The sequence below is a fragment of the Bacillus sp. BK450 genome (assembly GCF_004364885.1).
In the GTDB taxonomy this organism is placed as follows: domain Bacteria; phylum Bacillota; class Bacilli; order Bacillales; family Bacillaceae; genus Bacillus; species Bacillus safensis.
In genome coordinates, this window is sequence record NZ_SOBQ01000002.1 from 526012 (window position 1) to 544965 (window position 18954).

Sequence of the window (18954 nt, forward strand, 5' to 3'; positions counted from 1 at the left end):
CCTTACTCCAAGTGGCTCATTTTATTTTAGAATTCCAGCATAAGGCGTGAATAGGTCGGATCCCTGAAATGAAAGACATGGGTTTCCCCTCATCCTTTAACAATAAAAAATCCCCATCTTATAAAAAGATAGGGAACATATCTATTACGCCTCTTCTTTAGGGGAAGGCACCGCACATACGCCATCTGCACATGCCGCTTCAAACGCATTGTCAGCAGCTTTCTCTGCCTGAGCTGCTTCCTCTTTCCAAGCTGTTTTAAGTGCACCCAGGAACGTATCGGCTGGCTGCGCACCTGCAACTGAATACTTGTCATTGATCAAGAAAAACGGAACAGCATTGATCCCAAGCTGTCTCGCTTCTTGTTCATCTTTTCGGACATGATCGGCAAATGCTTCGCTGCCCAAAACTTGCTGTACTTCCTTCTCATCAAGACCTGCTTTTTCTGCAATTTGTAAAAGGGTTTGACGATCACCAACATGCTTTCCATCTGTAAAATATGCTTGAAACAGCTCTCCCATAACGAAATCGCCTTTCCCCATTTGACCAGCATATTGCGCCAATCGATGGGCATCAAAGGTGTTGGTCAACACGAGCGGATCAAATTGAAAATCGATCCCTTTCTCTTTGCCGGCCTGCTTCACCTGCTCATTCATCGCCATGGCCTGGCTGCGGCTCATGCCATATTTTTTGACGAGCATATCATGAACGTCATGATCGACATCAACAGGTGCGTGGGGATCAAGCTCAAAGCTTTTAAACTCTATCTCTACCTGATCCTTCTCTGGGAATTGTTCTAGCGCTGTTTCCAGCTGTTTTTTTCCTATATAACAAAAAGGACAGGCGATATCTGACCAAATTTGTACTTTCATGTTCATCTTCCTTCCGTGCTGCACTTTTTCTTTAACGATGTAACAATTATAGTTACATCAAATAGATGATGTCAAGATTCTGTTCTTGATAAATGAAAAAACCTTTCCTTTTATGAAAGGAAAGGCTTTGAAAATATCTACTCTAAATTTGCATGGTGACCGTACATTGTATGTGTGTCGAGCTCTTTTATTTCCATTAACCTTAAAATGACCGCATCGTATATCAGAAGAAGCGACTGCTCAAATAGTGAGCCCATTGGCTGAATGGTATGATGGTTTCCATCCTGTTGATCCTTCGGTGCACCTGGCAATAAGATGACTTCATCCGATAGATCAGCTAAAGGTGACTCAGCAGAAAGCGTGAACGCTGCCACTTTTCCGCCAATTGCTTTTGCCTTTTTTGCAAGGACAAGCAAAGACTCTGTACGGCCAGATCCGCTCCCCACAATCAAAAGATCCTCTTCTGTAAAGGAAGGCGTATTCGTTTCACCAATCACATAAGCCTTGACGCCAATATGCGTAAGTCTCATCGCAAACGATTTTCCCATCAAGCCAGACCTGCCCGCACCTGCCACAAAGACTTTTTGTGCGGATAAAATACTTGTAACCAGGTGCTCTGCTTGTTCATCTTGAATGGCTGACAAATGCTCAGAAAGTTCATTTAAAATGACTTTCACATAGTCGCTGGTCTTCATGATTGTGCGATCAGCTGCTTCATTTGTGCCGCTACTTCTGCTTTATTGTCCTGACTTGCGATACCGCCGCCGACAATGATTAAATCAGGGTTTAATTTCACGACTTCAGGTAACGTATCAAGCTTAATTCCACCTGCAACCGCTGTTTTCGCCTGCTTGACAACTTGTTTAATCGTCATAAGATCAGCAAATGAATTTTGACCAACTGCTTGCAGGTCATAGCCTGTATGCACACAAATATAATCGACTCCAAGCGCATCCAGCTCTTTTGCACGGCCTGCGATATCTTTGATGCCAATCATATCAACTAAAATTTGTTTTCCTCTTGCTTTTGCTTCTTTCACCGCTCCTTGAATAGACATATCTTCTGCCGCTGCAAGAATGGTGACGATATCTGCTCCTGCTTCGGAGGCCTGCTGCACTTCATAGCCGGCAGCATCCATAATTTTCAGATCAGCGAGTACACGTAAATTCGGAAAAGCCTGCTTGACTTCTTTTACAGCACGAAGCCCTTCGTTAATCACAACAGGTGTCCCAATTTCGACCACATCAATGGATGCCTCTACTTCTTTGATCAGCTCAATCGCCTCTGGTATATTCACTAAATCTAATGCTAATTGTAATTTCATCAACTTTCACTCCCGTTTTTCATCTCATCTTCAAGAGCTCCGCGGATGATGCATCTTGAACGATGAAATGAGTATAACAACAGGAATAACGCAATCCAAGTACGCACTTTTTTTTTACATACTATACTTTTCCGCATATGGTTACAAAAAAGATACTGTCTTTTGGCCAGTATCTCAGAGTAAAGACAAAGGGCTACAATAAAGTTATTTTAGCCCTTTGTCTACAATCGGTCATCTTTCTATTTATCATCTTTTAAGAAATTGCTGTCGAGATATTGTTTTCCCCAATCATACATCGCCTCTAAAATCGGCATTAAGCTTTCTCCTAGTTCTGTGAGAGAATACTCAACCTTTGGCGGGACGACAGGATAAACCTCCCGGTGCACAATGTGATCTTCCTCTAATTCTCTTAGCTGATTGACAAGCATTCTTTGCGTAATCCCAGGCATTAACGACTTTAACTCACCAAAACGTTTTGTCCCTTCTCTGCCTAGATGCCATAAAATCAGCATTTTCCACTTACCGCCGATAATATTCAGCGTCAGCTCTTTTTCGCAGTTGAACACTTTATTTTCCATTCGTGATGACAACAACATACACTCCTTTAATTTCAAACCACTTTATCATTATACTGCGGCAAAAAGAATTGCCCGAGCATACGGTCTTCGTTATTGATTTTGTTTTTTGACAAAAGCCATCACAGCCTCTGTCATTTTTTGTGCTTCTTTTGGCGCTCTGTCTGATCCAAACCATTTGTTCAAGTCACTGTGGCTCAGCGTATGCACCCGAAAAACAAACCGAGAGCCTTTATCATGATTTAGTTTTTCTGCAAATCGGTACACCTCAGGATTTTCCCAGCCCGTCACCAAATAGACAGGCGGTACATTCTTTTCATTCATATAAGTGACAGGTGATGCCTTTGTCCAGTTCTTCTCTTGTTTGCCAAAGACTTTTTTGTACGATGGGATAGCTTGTATAAATTGATTGAGGTTTAACGGTCCATCTAAAATCACGATGGAATTGATCGCTTTTGGCGACAGCCCCACACGTTTTAAGTAGGTCGAATCTGTGGCAACCAGCGCCGTCAAATGACCGCCCGCTGAGTGACCCATGACATTGATTTTTGATGAATCAATTTGATATTCATCCGCATGATCCTTCACCCATTTAATGGCGTTTGCTGTATCATCTGCCATCTGCTCGTAATTAGCATCAGGGTGAAGCCTATAATTCATCGAAACAAACACATACCCTTGACCTGTAAAATAATCAGCCTTTGAAGCGACTCTATTCTTATCGCCGCCTGTCCAGCCTCCGCCATGGAGATAGATCATCACAGGATGCTTCTTCTTTTTGTCTTCATCTTTGCCCTTTGGCATATACATATCGAGTGTTTGCTGTTTATTTTGTGTGTCTGCATAATGGATATTGGTTGTGGGCTTAGGCTGGTTGAAACGGAACACAAAGAATGCGCATACCAATAAACCAGCGATGACCGCCGCAAATAAGAGCCATTTCATGATTCGATTCAATGTCATTGCACCTTTCTGTGTTGGGATGGGGAAGCATGAGTAGCAGATATGTAGAGAAACTAGCACGATTCAATCAATACTAAATTCATATGGGATGTGCACGTGCAAAACAATTGGTCAAGTCGTAATATTTATTATACTCCTTAAAGTGGTGAAATTCATTGATTTGCTCTAGAGGGTTGACATCGAAATCGGGAATTAGATTCTGGATTTTTCCATCTAAAAATCAATGTCATAGCTTATAAATGCAATGATTTTTCTTGTTTCTTCATGGTACTGAATATAGGAATGTAATAAAGAATACGATTCAAGGATGTGTTGAAACGATTTGATTTGAGGATATTGCTCTTCAAATGACTGACGCAGCACGTTTAACTGTTTTTTTGGAATTCGTTTATGATCGATCACATAACTTAAGCTGCCTGTCACAAGGGTGAAAAATTCATAAAAATCATCGGACCACAGACCAGCTTCCTCCTCAAAAGATAGGATCTCTTCAGGGGAATCTGAATGAAAACAATATTGATAGCGCTGCTTCAAATCATTGATTAATGCTGTTTTATCTTGGCTCTTGGCTGATGTTCATGGCCTTATGCTCCTTATATATATAGACATTACTGATAATCATTTCTTTGTCTATCATTAGTAATTGATACTTCCCAATTTAAACCACAAGTAACATTACGAATAATTTGATAGCAATTGACTGAAATATTCATTGAATGTTTTTTGATCCTTCAATAACAGTTCTAACCAATTTGCTAAAACGGAATGATCCTGGGTTTCCATCCTTTTTCTAATAAAATATTTTGGGGACAATCTTTTTTTGATACCATACCTAATTATACAAATTTCCAAATCCCTATCTGCTAGAATCGCCCACTGCAAAGAACGGGATAACCAAACCACTATGTTTGAGTTCGTAATTATATTATCCGCTATAGAACCTTTTGGGTGCGTCCATAGTGCATTTACATAATCCTCACCGGAAATGTTCACACTCGCTTTCAGCCAATTGTAATAACCAAACTCCTTAAAATAATAATCAACTGGATCTGGCTTAAGGACTGCGGTCAAAAATTCTCTATCACTTGTTGAATTTAATAAATCCTTGATTGTAGGTAATATATCATCACTTAATGCCCACTCAAACTCTTGAAACAAAAAACAATCAAAATTCTTACGGAAGACTTGTTGCGGCAGCCTTTTATTTTGATCAAATACATGATCCACTAGATTCTGATAGAACCTGAATTCTTTTTCTGAACGAACAAATAAGTGCTCAGGCTGGTTCAAGCAAAAGCCCCCTTTCTACAACACTCAAGTGACTTCACTATTATTTTCCTAAAACTAACCCATATATCATCATCTTATCAAAATATCACCTTTTATATATAAAAAGCATCCTAAACGGATGCTTCAATCAAATGATATTTTTTCAAAATACGATAGGTGATTTCTTTTGCTTCTAGCCCGGTGCCTTCGATATTTGTGGCGAAGATGTAGGTTTTGTTTTCATGTTTGATGAAGCCTGCGTACCAGCCGATGCCTGAGCCGGAGCCTGTTTTTCCGTATAGGGTGGCATGTTTCTCTTCTTCTTGGATCATCATTCGTTTGACGGTTCTCATGACAGACAGGTCAAATGGAAGACTTTCTTCATATAGTTGTTTAAGAAAATGGACTTGTTCTACTGGAGAAATGCGCAACGAACTGCTTAACCAAAATTGATCGATTCCGCCTGATATGTCTTCATTCCCATAATGAATGGCTTTCACCCAATGACTCATGCGTTCTTCTCCGATGTCACGCGCCATGGCTTGATAGTACCAGACAACTGAATCTCTCATGCCTGAGCCCAGTGTATGATCCTTATTCCAGTTATCAATTTCTCTTTTTACTCCGTCCCAATATTTGATGTCATATTCATCTCTCACTGCGCCTGTTTGGAGTCCGATGAGGGCATTTGCCACTTTGAATGTTGATTGTGGGGCAAAGCGTTTGTTCGCTCTTTTTTTGTTATACACCCATGGCGATTTTTCTTTTACTTCTTGGATGACAAATGTGCCTTCCCGGTCTTTCATGAATTCATCTACTGACCACGCTGGTGATGTTCCCTCACTTGATGAAGGCTGGCCGATACAAAGTGCCATCAGCATGAAGCCTGAAAACAGCCATTTCATATGCTTTTTCTTCAAAAAAACCGCTCCTTTTCCTATGATTTGTATCGATTGTAGCATGCCTGAGTGATGAGACATAAGGTACGCTTGTCCTCTTTTCTGCCAAATAAAAAAAGCCGGTTTCATCCGGCTTTCTGATCATATTAGCTTTCTTTTTTCTCTTCTATGGCCTGCCTCGCGATTTTTGAAATCGTCATATCATCCATTGGCGGGTTATGGAGCCCAGCACGAATATCTCGATAGTAACGCTGCAGCGGACAGTCTAGGCTCAAGCTTTTTGCACCGACTAAACGCATGGCTTTATCAACCACTTGCAGACTATGATTTACGACTGTATACTTCACAGCACCGAATTCATTGAGTAACAGCTCTCTTTTCTCAGGCTTTTCATACAATGTTGTCGTTGAATACATGACGTGGCGTGCTTGCTTTAATAGTAAATCAATTTCGCCAATCAATGTTTGGACATTCGGCAGGTCACTAATCGTTCCGCTGATACTGTTTGGTGAATGGGTGATGGCATACTGAACTGCATAATCTCTTGCCGCTTGCGCAATCCCCAAATAGCAGGAAGGAATATGTGCGATCCAAGGGTTTAACGTACCGCCCCGAGGTCCTTTTTGCACTTCAACAAGCATGTCATCTGAAACCACAACTTGATCTAAGATTAAATCATGGCTTTCTGTTCCTCTCATGCCAACAACATCCCATGTTTCTTCTATAGAAACACCTTCTGTATCACGGTGAATTAAGAAAAATCCCATCGCCTCTTTTTCTTCAATCCATACGCCGACTAAAAAGTATGTGAGAGCTGGTGACATCGTAGTGAAAATTTTACGTCCATTGATCACCCAGCGATCACCTGATTTCATCGCTGTTGTCCCAGGCTTGCCGCCTCTTGTTGGACTGCCTGTCTGCGCCTCACTTACAGCGCGGTTGACAAGGGCACCCTTCCTCACTTCTTCCGCAAAGAATTGCAGCTGCTTCTCATTCCATAGTTTCTTTTCATAAATTTCACCAACAACTCCTTGGTGCCAGCCAATTGATAAGGCAGTCGCTCCGTCCATGCTGCCAAGCGTTTCTTGAAATAGAACCATATCCGTTACAGATTGACCCCCGCCTCCATATTCAGCGGGAAGAGACAGGGTTGTATATCCCATGTTTACTAATGATTCGATATTCTGTTTAGGAAAATAAGCGCCTTCATCATGTTTTTTTGCGTTTTGTTCGATCGTTTCACGAAGAGATTCCAGCTGATTGAGCCATGTTTTTTGAAAATCGGTATCGACAAATAATGCTTTAGACAAAACGTATCCAACTCCTCTGTTTCTCACAATCTATGATATCTCATTTTTCCAATCGGAATAAATAAAACACACTTTACTTATAGGATTTAATGTGTTAAATTTTATCAATATTAAGTACATCTGTCAAAGGAACGTGATGCTTTTATGATCTCAGCTACTAATCTACATAAATCTTATGGGCAGACCCATGTGTTAAAAGGCATTGATATCACCGTACAAGAAGGTGAAGTGGTCGCAATTATTGGACCGAGCGGATCAGGAAAAACAACACTTCTCCGCAGTTTAAACAGCCTCGATATTCCAGACAAAGGAGAGCTGACTGTTGGAGAAGCCACGATTCAATTTGAACGATATCATAAAAAAGATCTTTTAAAACTAAGGCAGCAATCTTCCATGGTATTTCAGCATTATCACTTGTTTCAAAATAAACGCGCACTTGAAAATATTACAGAGGGATTGATTGTGTCCCAAAACATGTCTAAGAAAGAAGCAGAAAAGGTTGGAGAGCAATTTTTATCGCGGATTGGACTGCTACATAAAAAGGATGCATTTCCGAGTGAATTATCTGGCGGTCAGCAGCAGCGGATTGGAATTGCCCGCGCTCTTGCGATGAATCCTGCGGTGCTTTTGTTTGATGAACCAACGTCCGCACTGGACCCAGAGATGGTCGGAGAAATACTTGAAATGATCAAAGATATTGCGAGCCAAGGGATGACGATGGTCATTGTGACGCATGAAATTTCGTTTGCAAAAGACGTAGCGGATACGGTGATCTTTATGGCAGATGGAGAAATTGTTGAAAAAGGCTCACCAGAAGACGTCCTCTTGAAGCCTCAGCATGAACGAACAAAACAATTTTTATCCAGGATTCATCGCGGAATGTGGCAAGGATCGGAGGAAGACATATGAAGCAAAAGACAGCATTCATGACAGCTGGTGTCCTTCTGATTCTCCTCTCTCTGATTGGCTGCAGCAGTGTGAAAACAACAACAGATGATGGAAAACAAATTGTAAAAGTCGCACTGAGTGCAGAGGTCAATCCACCCTTTTTAGCCACAAATGACCGAAACGAACCGATTGGCTATAACATTGATTATTTAAATGAAGTGGAAAAAAGACTTCCGCACATACATTTTGATTACATCTTTGGCGAAGAAGAATCCAACCTTATTGGTGTTGGCGCTGGGAAATTTGAAATGGCAGCTAATTGGTTTTTCAGTAACCCTGAACGTGAAAAACGGTTTCTTTACCCTAAAGTTCCGTATGGCTATTCGATGACAGGATTAATTGTGAATGAATCAAACCGGGATATTCAATCGCTTGACGATATGACATCTAAAAAGCTCGCTCCTGTCAGTCCTAGCGGTGGATTACGTTCCATTTTAAATCAATATAATGAAGAACATGATCCAGATATTCCGCTGACAACCATTGAAAGCCCTTCAAATGAACTCAACTTAAAGCGTGTTGAAAGCGGACGGTCCGATGCGGCCTTTATGAATATTTCGACCTTTGATACCATTCAAAAGCATCTGAACCTGAAGGTCAAAGTGGGCGGAATCGTGTCAAAGGAGCCGATCTATCTTGTCTTACAGCCAAGTGAGAAGCAGCTTGCAGCAGATTTGGACCGGGTTACACAAGAGATGATTGATGATGGAACATTGCCTAAGCTTGCCAAAAAGTGGTTTGGAGTTGATTTCTTTCAAGATATTGACTACATCTCAGAGCAAGGCTATCAATATGAAGAAAGGAAGGAAGCGTCATGACGTTTACAGCTGGAGATTGGCTGCGGATCTTTTTACAGGTGCTTGAACGCCTGCCACTCACTTTTCTCATTATTGCGGTGTCATTGTTTTTCGCCATCATCATAGGGCTCTTATTTGCATGCATTCGTATTAAGCAAATCCCAGTACTGAAGCAATTGGCTGTTGTCTATTTATCTTTTACACGAAGTACGCCATTAATTGTTCAGTTATTCTTAATTTATTTTGGACTTCCTCAGCTTTTACTTGTGGCAGGAATTCAAATCAATCATTGGGATCGCGTGTTATTTGTGATGATGACGTTCTCTTTACATACGGGCGCTTATTTATCTGAAGTCTTTCGCAGTGCGTATTCATCAGTTGGAAAAGATCAGCTGGAAGCCGCCTACATTGTTGGGATGACAGATACACAGGCCTTGATCAGGATCATTATCCCGCAGGCCTTTCTCATTGCCCTGCCAAACCTCGGAAATTACACCATTGATCTTGTGAAAGACACGGCGGTTGCCTTTACGATTGGGCTCATCGATATGATGGGACAGGTGAAGATCATCTTAGGAAATAACTATGGAATCGGCATGTTTGAAGTGTATGTGATCATCGCGATTGTGTACTGGCTCATTTGTATGAGCATTGAACTAGTCACCATGTTGCTTGAAAAGAAATTTGTAAAAGGCCGCACCAGCCTGTCACGTTAAGGAGGCGATTTGATGCAAACCATTGATATTCCATTTGCGATTGACCAAGTACCACATATTTTAAAAGGTGTTCCTTTCACCTTATTAATTGCACTAGTTTCCATGGCTGTGAGTCTTGTGATCGGATCTGTTTTTGCTTTCATTCGTCTCTTTCGCATCCCTGTACTCAGACAGCTCGTTACGCTCTACGTCTCCTTTTTTAGAGGAACGCCGCTTATTGTTCAACTGTTCGCTTTCTTTTATGGGCTCCCTTTTCTTCTAACCAGTATGAGCGGCACATTCGGACTGACCTTTCATCCGGATATGGTCTCCCCATTAGCCGTTGCCCTCATTACCTTCAGCCTGCATTCAGCCGCTCATTTAACAGAGGTGGTCCGAAGTGCACTTCTGGCAGTAGACAAAGGGCAGCTTGAAGCGGCAAAAATTGTAGGCATGACCACACGTCAGGCGATGATACGCATTATTTTACCGCAGGCATTTGTTGTGGCCTTACCAAACCTAGGCAATCAGCTCGTTCAGTTATTAAAAGCGACATCTCTTGCGTTTACAATTGGGGTACTCGAAATCATGGGTATTTCCCGGATCATTGCAAATGACGGCTATCAGTTTTTAGAAACTTATCTCGTCTCTGCTTTGATCTATTGGCTGCTGAGCATTGTCTTTGAATTAGCCTTTGCATTATTAGAGAAACGTGTCAGCGTATACGGAAGAACTCTCGGACGTTAAAAAGTCGATCAGGCACAAAAACCTGATCGACTTTTTTATTCACCCTTTTTTGGTGTGTTAAACAGTTCTTTTGGTGCGGGTTTGAGCTTTGGTGCAGAGCCGAAAACGACAGGAGCAGAAATATATCTGAACTCTCCTTTTCCATCCATGCTGCGGCCATGTGCCCATCTGCCTTGCTTACTTTCTTCCCCTCTTGAGAAGTTAAACAAGTCATAGGATACTTGCTGTTTTTCTAATGAACGAGGGAAGGTGGTTGGTACGACGACATCCCCTTCTCGCTCTTCTAATTCTTTAATTGCAGCAAGCCACATATTTTGATGATATGTATCACGAGCAATGAGGAAGGAGAGCATATCTTTGACGCCGCGGTCATCTGTCATTTCGTAAAGTCTTGTCACCTGAAGACGGCCCTGTGATTCTGCATTTAAATTGGCCCTGAAATCAGCCATTAAATTTCCGCTTGCAATGATATACTTGGCATTCCAAGGATACCCTTGACTATCCGCTGCCATCGCCCCTAAACCGGCAACAATTGCATGCTGCGGATTCATTCCGCCCATAACAGCTGCAAGTGCTGGATCACTTTGATACGCCTGTTCCTGTTCTTTTACCGGTGCTTTATCAAGTAGACGTGCGATCATTGTCGCCAGCATTTCGACATGACCAATTTCCTCTGTCCCAATATCAAATAATAAATCCCTATATTTTTGGTCTGCCCGGCAATTAAACCCTTGAAATAAATATTGCATCATCACACTGATTTCACCATATTGACCGCCTAATACTTCTTGCAGCTTTTTCGCGTAAAGCGGATCAGGTTTTGAGGGCTTTGCTTCATATTGCAATTCTTTGATGTGATAAAACATGATGTCATCTCCCTTATCAAAAACATCTTTTCACTTATCACTATTCAACCGCAGCTCTCATTATGAAAATGACCTGATCACATAAAAAAAGAGAATGGCTTATGCCATCCTCTTTGTTATCTTACTTATTCAGCACTGACTAAAATTTTCACTTGATCTTTTTCATTGATTAATGCATGGAAGCCATCCTCAATCACATCGTCCAACTTGATTTTTTTCGTGACGAGTGTGTCTGCAGAGAAATAGCCTTTTCTCATTAAGTTTAATACAGATGGGAATACGTCTCTGTAGCCGATAATTCCTTTTACTGTACGTTCTTTAATGACAATGTCATTCGGCATAATTTCAGCGCCTTTTTCCCAAATGCTTACAATGACTGTTTCGCCTGAAATTCTAGTTGATTGGATTGCTTGCTTCAATACAACAGGTACACCTGTCACTTCAAAAGAAACATCGACGCCACCGTTTGTGCGGCGTGCAATTTCTTGAACAACATCTTCATACTGAGAAGGATCAACAATGATCGCTCCAAGCTCTTTTGCTTTCTCTTGACGTTCTTTTGATAATTCAACTGCATAAATATCAGTAGCACCAGCTGCTTTTAATGCTTCAATGACAAGTAAACCAATTGGTCCGCAGCCAAACACAGCCGCTGTATCCCCAGCTTGTACTTTACTAGAACGAACCGCATATAAAGCAACCGCAGAAGGCTCGACAAGCGCGCCTTGCTCATATGAGATTTCGTCTGGTAATAAATGAAGTAATTCTTCATCGACTGATACATATTCAGAGAATCCACCGCCGCCTCCGGCAAGTCCTAAAAAGCCCATGTTTTCATCTAAGTTATAAGCACCTTGATGTCCGTGAGTTGCAAAAATAGGTTCAACAACCACTCGGTCGCCTACTTTATAATTGCTCACGCCTTCTCCTACTTCAACAACTTCACCAGAGAACTCGTGTCCCAGTGTAATTGGTGCTTTTTCTTTTGTAAGTGGATGAGGTTCATTCACAGGAATGAAGATCGGTCCGCCTAAATATTCATGTAAATCACTACCGCAAATGCCGCACCATTTTACTTTCAGTTTCACTTTTCCTGGAGCAACTGTTGGTTCATCAATTTCCTCTAGTCGAATGTCCTTTTGATCGTGCCAGCGTAGTGCTTTCATTTGTAAGACTCCTTTTCTCATCAATTTAATTAACTTACTTAAATAATGATAACATAATTTTTTTAATTTTCTAAGTAGGATGCACTATTTTTTTGACAGTCAATGGACGAAAGATGACAAAACATAACAATAGACAGATAAGAAGCATACATATACACCCAATGATGACGGAGATTCTGATCGATAAAATATGAGCGAGTCCGCCAAATATTCCTGTCATGGTCATCGTTAGAATAGCTTCAACCAAAGCATAAAAACTGGCTACCCTCCCCATCACCTCCACAGGAATATTCGTTTGATAGTACGTCATAAATCCTGTGTTCGCAAATGCTAAAAAGAAGGCTAATATAAAAAATCCACCGGCAGCTGCAACTAGGCTGCTGGAAAATGCATAAATAAGATAGCCAAACGCCACAAACAAACTGCCGATTCCAAGCATCAGCGAAACTGACAGCCTTTCAACAATGACCGAATTAAGACTTGCCCCTGCAATGATACCCGCTCCAGCTATACTGACAAGAAGGCCATATTGTGTATCAGTCAGCATCAATACTTCTTTTGCAAAGGCTGTTTCAAGTGAGTCTATGGCCGTAGGAAGGACCGTTATCGCCGCACTAAATAATAAATATACCGTCATGATCTGGCGTGACGTCAGACTAAATCGCAGAACAAGCTTTGCATCCTCTTTTAACATTGAAAGGGAAAACCGCTTTTGAGCAGCATCTGTTTTGAGCAAATTCGGTAAACACATCGTTAACAGTGCAGATATCAACAGGCAGATGGCATTTACATAAATTGAAAGAACAGGAGTCCCAATGAGAAAGAGCACACCTGCTGCTGCGGGCCCAAGTAAAAATCCACCGGATTGTAATAAAGAGCGAATGGCATTAAACCGTTTTCGGTTATCCGCCGGGATGAGTCCTGTCATATACACCATCGACGCTGGATGAAACATCGCTTGTGCCATCTGTATGAAAAACACCATGACATACAGAATGAGCAGATGTCCTGAAAATAAGGCAAAAGGGATGCATGCAATGAGCAGAGCACGGGTAATATCTAAACTGATCATCACTTTCCGCTGATTCAGCCTGTCAATCAAACTGCCGGACCAGCTATTGGTCAAAAGAGCAGCAGCCGGTCTTAGCAAATAAACTGCTGTTACAGCAAGTACAGAGCCCGTTTCTTGAAAAATAAGCAGATGGAGGGCAATCATATAAATCCATTCTCCTATGTTCGCAATCCCGATGGCTCCAAGTAAAATACTCATATCCCGCCAATGTTTTTTCATCATTGTCCCCCCTATTTGTCATAAAAAAATCCCGCCCCCAAGACATGTCTGTCTTGAGGACGGGATTTACTCCGCGTTGCCACCTCAGTTCATTCATCTGTTGCCAGATGAACCTTAGCGGGTGATCATTCACCCTTCTCTGTAACGGGAGAAGTTCGCTGCACCACCATCCGAGGGAATCCGGTGCAGAGCTAAGAGGCTTGGTTCCATCATGCTTCCCAGCTCCTTCTCAGCTTCACGGAGTTCTCTGTGTGGGGCAGCTATGATGTACTCTTCTCTATTTGCGCTTTGTCTTTTTTTCATCACGATCTTCAGCGGAATTGTTACATATTGTACTGCGCCTCGATCAAAGCGTCAATGTTTTTTTCATGTTAATCCGCATAAATCATTTTCCTAGTCATACCGCCATCAATAACCAAATCTGTGCCGTTCACAAATTGATTGTCTTCATCTGTTAAATAAAAACAGGCTTTCACAATATCCTTTGGCGTGCCGACTCGATTGGAAGGATGCTGCTGATGGTCAATTTCTCGAAGACTTGTCTCATCTTTCGTTTCAATCCATCCAGGGGAAATGCTATTTACCGTAATGTGATCCTGACTAAAAGAAACTGCCAAGGCATGAGTAAGCGCGGAAATGCCGCCTTTTGATGCAGCATATGCTTCTGTATAGGGCTCTGACATGGCCGCACGGGTAGATGAAATATTCACAATGGAACCGCCGTTTGGATTCTCTTTGATATAACGTGCTGCTTCTCTAGCGCATAAAAAAGTCCCTCTTACATTTGTATGCAGCACATGATCCCACTCATCGACCGTTAACTCATAAGGCGATGCAGTGCACATGACGCCGGCATTATTAATGAGAATATCAATTGTTTTGCAGTGCTCCACCGCAAACGACATTAAGCGCTGAATATCCTTCTCCTGTTTCACATCTGTTTTAATGAAATAAACTTCAAAGGACTCCTTTCTCAGCTGCTCCTCCAAACGCTTCCCCTTCTCTTCATCTATATCCGCAAGCACCACACGCGCCCCTTCTTTTGCATAACCGCAGGCGACCGCTTCACCAATACCATTGGCTGCGCCTGTGATAATGACAGTTTTATGTTGAAAATTCATCATTCATCCAATCCTTTCTCCATGAGATGTTGTCGTCTATCATATCATTTTGAGGAATCTCGGCACAAAGGGAATTTGTATGACTAGATCAACTGGTCAAAGAGGATCACCTGTTTCGTAAAATTGAGCAGTAATTGATTTTTCATTTATCATTGAATATATAAAATAATTAAGATTTAGGAAGTAGGATGTTGTTCTGTCCCATTTCCATTTCATTCGTTTTTTTAACGTCTTTACTTATAAAGAATACATGAAAGCAACTGACTCGAAACATTTTTGTATTTCATCGTCTAATCTTCAGTTAAACGACCATTTTGCCAAAGCTGTTGATAATACGGATGTGTTTTTTGTAATTCTTCATGTGTGCCTTGACCTGACAAGCGTCCATCTTCAAAGACAAGGATTTGGTCTGCACTTGTAATCGTGGATAACCGATGGGCGATGATGATCGTCATCCGGTTTTTCGTTAACGCTTGAAGAGCAAGCTGCACTTCACGCTCTGATTCGTTATCTAAGTTCGATGTCGCCTCATCAAGTAATAAGATTCTCGGATTTCGTAAAATCGCACGAGCAATCGCAATACGCTGTTTTTGACCACCTGAAAGCTTAATACCTCCTTCACCAACCTCTGTATCGAGGCGTTTATCCAGCTGCATGACAAAATCATAGGCATAGGCTGCTTTTAATGCGGCAAGTACCTCTTGTTCACTTGCTCCATTCGTCCCGTACATGACGTTGTCACGAATCGTTCCGTTTAATAATGGTGCATTTTGACTTACATAGCCAAACAGCCCACGCCACTCTGTTAAATTAAAATGCTCAATGTTTTCTTTGCCATACAGTATCGCACCTGATGACACGTCATAAAAACGTTCAATAAGGGAGAACATGGTCGTTTTCCCGCCACCACTTCGGCTGACAAAGGCCGTTGTTTCATTTGGCTTTAACGTAAACGTCATACCTTTTAACACGTACTTTTCGTTGTACTTAAACGACACATTTTCAAAATGAATCGGCTGTGACGCAGCAGTTACCGGTTTACCGTCTTGGACTTCACGCTTCTCATCTAAAGCCTCGACAATACGCTCTGTTGCGCCAAGTGTTTTTTGTAAATCAGTAAAGAATGTCGCCATTTGTGTAAATGGCATAATAATTTGTACTAAATAAATCATGATTGCCACAAGCTCGCCAGAACTAATGGCACCTGAAGCAACCTGTGAACCGCCATACCCAAAAATCGCAATGATCACAACCATCATGAGCAGCGTCATAAGTGGTGAAAGAATCGCAACAATTTTTGCTTCTTTTAATCCATACTTGTACAGCTGCTGAATTTGCTTTTCTCCGCCTGCTAGCTCTTGCTGCTCTGTTTGTGAAGCTTTCACAAGGCGAATGTTTGTTAAAATTCTCCCTAATCGTCCGCCAAATCCTGCCAACTCATCTTGATTGGCTTTCGAAATCGCGTACATTTTTTCCCCTAGCGGATACGTCACAAAAATTGTGAGTGGTACGGCGATCAGTAGCAGCAGCGTCATTTTCCAGTCAATCCACAATAAAACAACGATTGCACCAAGTATCGCAAAAAGCCCTGATACAAACGATACGAGCTTTTCCGTTACAAACTCCTTTACGACGTTTGTATCCTGTGTAATTCGACTCATCGTTTCGCCAGATTCATGTGCATCGTAATATGTTAATCGTAAATGCAGCATATGCTCCCATACTTCTGTTCGTAAATTCGCGACAACCCCTTCACCTAAACGACGCATCATATAAAATGTAACGGCACTAAGCATCGCCTGTACAATTAAAACGCCAATGACTGGTAAGAGTGACGTTAATGCAAAACCAGTATCTGAAATTTGGTTAATAAGCTTCATTGTGAGTAGTGGCACAGCAAGTCCAGCTGCCACCTCTACGATACTTATAAAAAATAAAAGAACTAATTGACTATTCGCCATTTGACTGCGCTTCATCAAAATCCAAAGCTGTGAGATTTTCCCTTGCATTATGATTCACTGCTCACTTTCGTCATGACCTTTTCAAAACGGAAAAACTCATACTCTTCATCCGATTCCGGCTCTTTGCCTTCAACATTAGGTCCTGGGTTGCCTTGGTGATAAAACTCAACAATTTTAAAGCCGCATTTATTCACGTAAAAATGAATATTACGCTTTTCAAAATATGGTGTGTGCAGCTCCCAAACCTTCGTCTCTGGGAACGCTGCTTCTATCGCTTTCCACATTTTAGTGCCAAGACCTTTGCCATGTGCATTTGCCCTTGTATACAGGAAATCCACTTCGTTTCGCTGGGTTTCGTTATTCATTTTCAATACGACACCACCAATTCTTTCGGCGTTTAGTAAAAGTTGACGTACAACCGATTCTTTAGCAGTAAGTGAATGATTGAAATCTTCCTCAGACGGGATTGGTCCCATTTCTGCCGGATCTTCCGCATCTGTAAAACGATCTTGTAACCCTTTCATAAATGCCTCTTGTAATTCTGCCTTAAATGCTGCTAGCTCGTCCTGCGGTACAGGTGCTAATGTCATTTGTTGATTTAGTTTTGTCATTTCTAAAAAACCCTTTCTTTTAAACTGATTAAAATATTCGACCGACTGTTAAAAATAGCTGACTATAATGGCCTAGACTCCGTATTTTCGAATCCAACCTTCCGCCTTATTACTCCATTTCATTGAGAAACCCAACCATTTACCAAGCCAAGTTCGTAGTGGTCGAATGTTAGGTCATGTTAAGTTCACAAGAAATAGTGTAAAGTATGGAGTAACTCTAGAGTAAAGAAAGAAATGAAAAATATATTCGAAGAAATCATTATCAGCTAAACCTCTTATGTAAAGCGACGAGAAGATAGGTTGGTCGGTACCAACGGAGAAACTTTACGAGCAATCTACGCCATTTTTTTAAAAAACTTGGGATTAAAATACGGTATTGTGTATGCAAAAAGAGATGACTTAAATGAGGAGTCTGGAGATGTGAGCTGCCTATTTGTCGCCTATATGACCGTCAGCAAGAATGAAACCAGCTGGGTTCTATGAGATTATTTATCATCAAGGATTTTATGAAGAAACCTTAGAAGATATCTTTTTCGTTGATATGTATTGTATATTCAATGTGAATTCCACAATAAAGAGCCGTCCCATTTATGGAGCGGCTCTTTATTGTTAAACATTTATCGAGAAACCAATACCATTGGCTGCGCCTATGATGATGACGGTTTTCCCTTTAAAATGTAGCATATGATTAATTCCTTTCAATGACTCGTATGAATGATTTACTTTTACCCTTTCCTGAAAAGAGCAATCCAGTCATCCACCTCTATTGATTCTATTTGATCCTCTGTCATGTTCAATCTATAATATTGCTTTATTTTCTCGTTAGCATCTAACATGTATTTTGTAACGATCTCTTCTTCCTTTAAAGTTTTCGTTGTTCGCTTGACCCATTCTTGAAAAGGGTAACGTTTTTTTCGTTCCATTGATCTTACTTCTTTTATTCCCTCTTTATAAAACAATTCCCGCCATTGTTCTGTAGATAGACAGGACACATGACTTGGGTCTCTCAATCTTTCCAGCTCATTGATAAATAGTGCAAGCTCTTCATCATTTGGTGAAACATTATCAATAAAGAAAAACAGACCATTTGACTTTAATACGCGAGATGCCTCTTTGGCAAACTGTTCAGGGTGCGGGAAATGGTGTGCTGCAATTCGGCATGTGACCATATCAAATGTGCCATCTAAAAAAGGAAGGCTTTCTGCATCCGCTACTACATAAAAAATTTGTGGATACGCTTTTAAATGAAGTGATGTATGTGAAAGCATCTCTTTCGTTAAATCCGTCGCAAATACTTGATTCACATATGGAGCCAATGCTTTTGTGGTATGCCCGCCACCAGTTGCTATATCGAGGACGATCCAGCTTTCTTTTGGAGCTGTCCATTCAACGATTATATCCAGGTCTGCTCCCTTTGCATGAGTTTGACTCGTCACATACTTTTCTGCATTTCTCCCAAATTGTTCTACAACCCTTCTTTTGGCTTGATCTGAATTCATCTCATTCCTCCCCCTTGAAATGGATTTGTATATTCTATGTGA

20 protein-coding genes are annotated in these 18954 nt (G+C 41.2%); 4 read left to right on the plus strand and 16 right to left on the minus strand.

Annotated elements, in window-relative coordinates; all coding sequences use genetic code 11:
• Positions 1-144: 144 nt before the first annotated feature.
• The 9 genes from EV579_RS07930 to EV579_RS07970 form a co-directional block, all read right to left on the minus strand.
• Complete coding sequence (locus EV579_RS07930) at positions 145-870, minus strand: DsbA family oxidoreductase (RefSeq protein WP_133744229.1); 726 nt, start codon at positions 868-870, stop codon at positions 145-147.
• 137 nt (positions 871-1007) lie between these two features.
• Entirely contained in the window at positions 1008-1565 is a 558-nt protein-coding gene (gene hxlB, locus EV579_RS07935) for a 6-phospho-3-hexuloisomerase (RefSeq protein ID WP_133744230.1), read from the minus strand.
• On the minus strand, positions 1562-2194 hold the full coding sequence (hxlA, locus tag EV579_RS07940; protein ID WP_133744231.1) for a 3-hexulose-6-phosphate synthase: 633 nt from the start codon (positions 2192-2194) through the stop codon (positions 1562-1564). Before hxlA ends, hxlB begins: the two co-directional genes overlap by 4 nt.
• A 239-nt stretch (positions 2195-2433) precedes the next feature.
• Positions 2434-2790, minus strand: a complete 357-nt coding sequence (gene hxlR / locus EV579_RS07945; RefSeq protein ID WP_029708013.1) for a transcriptional activator HxlR — start codon at positions 2788-2790, stop codon at positions 2434-2436.
• Positions 2791-2862: 72 nt separating this feature from the next.
• The gene (locus EV579_RS07950; RefSeq protein ID WP_133744232.1) at positions 2863-3732 is read right to left on the minus strand and encodes an alpha/beta hydrolase; all 870 of its coding nucleotides are present in this window, start codon (positions 3730-3732) and stop codon (positions 2863-2865) included.
• Positions 3733-3945: 213 nt separating this feature from the next.
• A complete protein-coding gene (locus EV579_RS07955; protein ID WP_243837394.1) occupies positions 3946-4266 on the minus strand; it encodes a YxiJ family protein in 321 nt (106 codons plus the stop codon).
• Between the two features lie 141 nt (positions 4267-4407).
• A complete protein-coding gene (locus EV579_RS07960) occupies positions 4408-5022 on the minus strand; it encodes a hypothetical protein (protein WP_243837395.1) in 615 nt (204 codons plus the stop codon).
• Between the two features lie 110 nt (positions 5023-5132).
• The gene (blaBPU, locus tag EV579_RS07965) at positions 5133-5921 is read right to left on the minus strand and encodes a BPU family class D beta-lactamase (RefSeq protein ID WP_133744234.1); all 789 of its coding nucleotides are present in this window, start codon (positions 5919-5921) and stop codon (positions 5133-5135) included.
• A 125-nt stretch (positions 5922-6046) separates the two neighbouring features.
• A complete protein-coding gene (locus EV579_RS07970) occupies positions 6047-7210 on the minus strand; it encodes an acyl-CoA dehydrogenase family protein (RefSeq protein ID WP_133744235.1) in 1164 nt (387 codons plus the stop codon).
• A gap of 144 nt (positions 7211-7354) precedes the next feature.
• Between EV579_RS07970 and EV579_RS07975 the strand changes: the two genes are divergently transcribed.
• From EV579_RS07975 to EV579_RS07990, 4 genes are read left to right on the plus strand one after another with little or no spacing between them, the layout of a single operon-like run.
• Positions 7355-8119 (plus strand): amino acid ABC transporter ATP-binding protein, encoded by a 765-nt coding sequence (locus tag EV579_RS07975; protein ID WP_166644690.1) that lies wholly within the window; start codon positions 7355-7357, stop codon positions 8117-8119.
• Complete coding sequence (locus EV579_RS07980) at positions 8116-8976, plus strand: amino acid ABC transporter substrate-binding protein (protein ID WP_133744237.1); 861 nt, start codon at positions 8116-8118, stop codon at positions 8974-8976. Before EV579_RS07975 ends, EV579_RS07980 begins: the two co-directional genes overlap by 4 nt.
• A complete protein-coding gene (locus EV579_RS07985) occupies positions 8973-9671 on the plus strand; it encodes an amino acid ABC transporter permease (RefSeq protein ID WP_044331738.1) in 699 nt (232 codons plus the stop codon). The genes EV579_RS07980 and EV579_RS07985 overlap by 4 nt, the downstream gene beginning before the upstream one ends.
• Positions 9672-9683: 12 nt before the next feature.
• Positions 9684-10397: an amino acid ABC transporter permease gene (locus EV579_RS07990; protein ID WP_034279995.1), complete on the plus strand. Its 714-nt coding sequence runs from the start codon at positions 9684-9686 to the stop codon at positions 10395-10397.
• 35 nt (positions 10398-10432) lie between these two features.
• On the opposite strand, the gene EV579_RS07995 is transcribed toward EV579_RS07990, so the two are convergent.
• The 7 genes from EV579_RS07995 to EV579_RS08025 form a co-directional block, all read right to left on the minus strand.
• A complete protein-coding gene (locus tag EV579_RS07995; protein WP_024423090.1) occupies positions 10433-11263 on the minus strand; it encodes a manganese catalase in 831 nt (276 codons plus the stop codon).
• A 125-nt stretch (positions 11264-11388) separates the two neighbouring features.
• Positions 11389-12429 carry a 2,3-butanediol dehydrogenase gene (locus EV579_RS08000; RefSeq protein ID WP_017358082.1) on the minus strand — a complete coding sequence of 347 codons (1041 nt, stop codon included), beginning with the start codon at positions 12427-12429 and terminating at the stop codon, positions 11389-11391.
• 70 nt (positions 12430-12499) lie between these two features.
• On the minus strand, positions 12500-13720 hold the full coding sequence (locus EV579_RS08005; RefSeq protein ID WP_024423092.1) for an MFS transporter: 1221 nt from the start codon (positions 13718-13720) through the stop codon (positions 12500-12502).
• A gap of 371 nt (positions 13721-14091) precedes the next feature.
• Positions 14092-14841, minus strand: coding sequence for an SDR family oxidoreductase (locus EV579_RS08010; RefSeq protein WP_133744347.1), 750 nt, complete (start codon positions 14839-14841; stop codon positions 14092-14094).
• Positions 14842-15131: 290 nt separating this feature from the next.
• The gene (locus EV579_RS08015) at positions 15132-16850 is read right to left on the minus strand and encodes an ABC transporter ATP-binding protein (RefSeq protein ID WP_133744238.1); all 1719 of its coding nucleotides are present in this window, start codon (positions 16848-16850) and stop codon (positions 15132-15134) included.
• Entirely contained in the window at positions 16850-17413 is a 564-nt protein-coding gene (locus tag EV579_RS08020; protein ID WP_103131911.1) for a GNAT family N-acetyltransferase, read from the minus strand. Before EV579_RS08020 ends, EV579_RS08015 begins: the two co-directional genes overlap by 1 nt.
• Positions 17414-18138: 725 nt before the next feature.
• Positions 18139-18912 carry a class I SAM-dependent methyltransferase gene (locus tag EV579_RS08025; protein ID WP_133744239.1) on the minus strand — a complete coding sequence of 258 codons (774 nt, stop codon included), beginning with the start codon at positions 18910-18912 and terminating at the stop codon, positions 18139-18141.
• Between the last annotated feature and the right edge of the window lie 42 nt (positions 18913-18954).

Coding starts and splice junctions, on each gene's coding strand:
- EV579_RS07950 (WP_133744232.1), bottom strand. CDS start 3,732: ATGACATTGAATCGAATCATGAAATGGCTCTTATTTGCGGCGGTCATC.
- EV579_RS07975 (WP_166644690.1), top strand. CDS start 7,355: ATGATCTCAGCTACTAATCTACATAAATCTTATGGGCAGACCCATGTG.
- EV579_RS08005 (WP_024423092.1), bottom strand. CDS start 13,720: ATGAAAAAACATTGGCGGGATATGAGTATTTTACTTGGAGCCATCGGG.
- EV579_RS07980 (WP_133744237.1), top strand. CDS start 8,116: ATGAAGCAAAAGACAGCATTCATGACAGCTGGTGTCCTTCTGATTCTC.
- EV579_RS07930 (WP_133744229.1), bottom strand. CDS start 870: ATGAAAGTACAAATTTGGTCAGATATCGCCTGTCCTTTTTGTTATATA.
- EV579_RS08010 (WP_133744347.1), bottom strand. CDS start 14,841: ATGAATTTTCAACATAAAACTGTCATTATCACAGGCGCAGCCAATGGT.
- EV579_RS07985 (WP_044331738.1), top strand. CDS start 8,973: ATGACGTTTACAGCTGGAGATTGGCTGCGGATCTTTTTACAGGTGCTT.
- EV579_RS07995 (WP_024423090.1), bottom strand. CDS start 11,263: ATGTTTTATCACATCAAAGAATTGCAATATGAAGCAAAGCCCTCAAAA.
- EV579_RS08000 (WP_017358082.1), bottom strand. CDS start 12,429: ATGAAAGCACTACGCTGGCACGATCAAAAGGACATTCGACTAGAGGAA.
- hxlA (WP_133744231.1), bottom strand. CDS start 2,194: ATGAAATTACAATTAGCATTAGATTTAGTGAATATACCAGAGGCGATT.
- EV579_RS08015 (WP_133744238.1), bottom strand. CDS start 16,850: ATGCAAGGGAAAATCTCACAGCTTTGGATTTTGATGAAGCGCAGTCAA.
- hxlR (WP_029708013.1), bottom strand. CDS start 2,790: ATGTTGTTGTCATCACGAATGGAAAATAAAGTGTTCAACTGCGAAAAA.
- EV579_RS07990 (WP_034279995.1), top strand. CDS start 9,684: ATGCAAACCATTGATATTCCATTTGCGATTGACCAAGTACCACATATT.
- EV579_RS08025 (WP_133744239.1), bottom strand. CDS start 18,912: ATGAATTCAGATCAAGCCAAAAGAAGGGTTGTAGAACAATTTGGGAGA.
- hxlB (WP_133744230.1), bottom strand. CDS start 1,565: ATGAAGACCAGCGACTATGTGAAAGTCATTTTAAATGAACTTTCTGAG.
- EV579_RS08020 (WP_103131911.1), bottom strand. CDS start 17,413: ATGACAAAACTAAATCAACAAATGACATTAGCACCTGTACCGCAGGAC.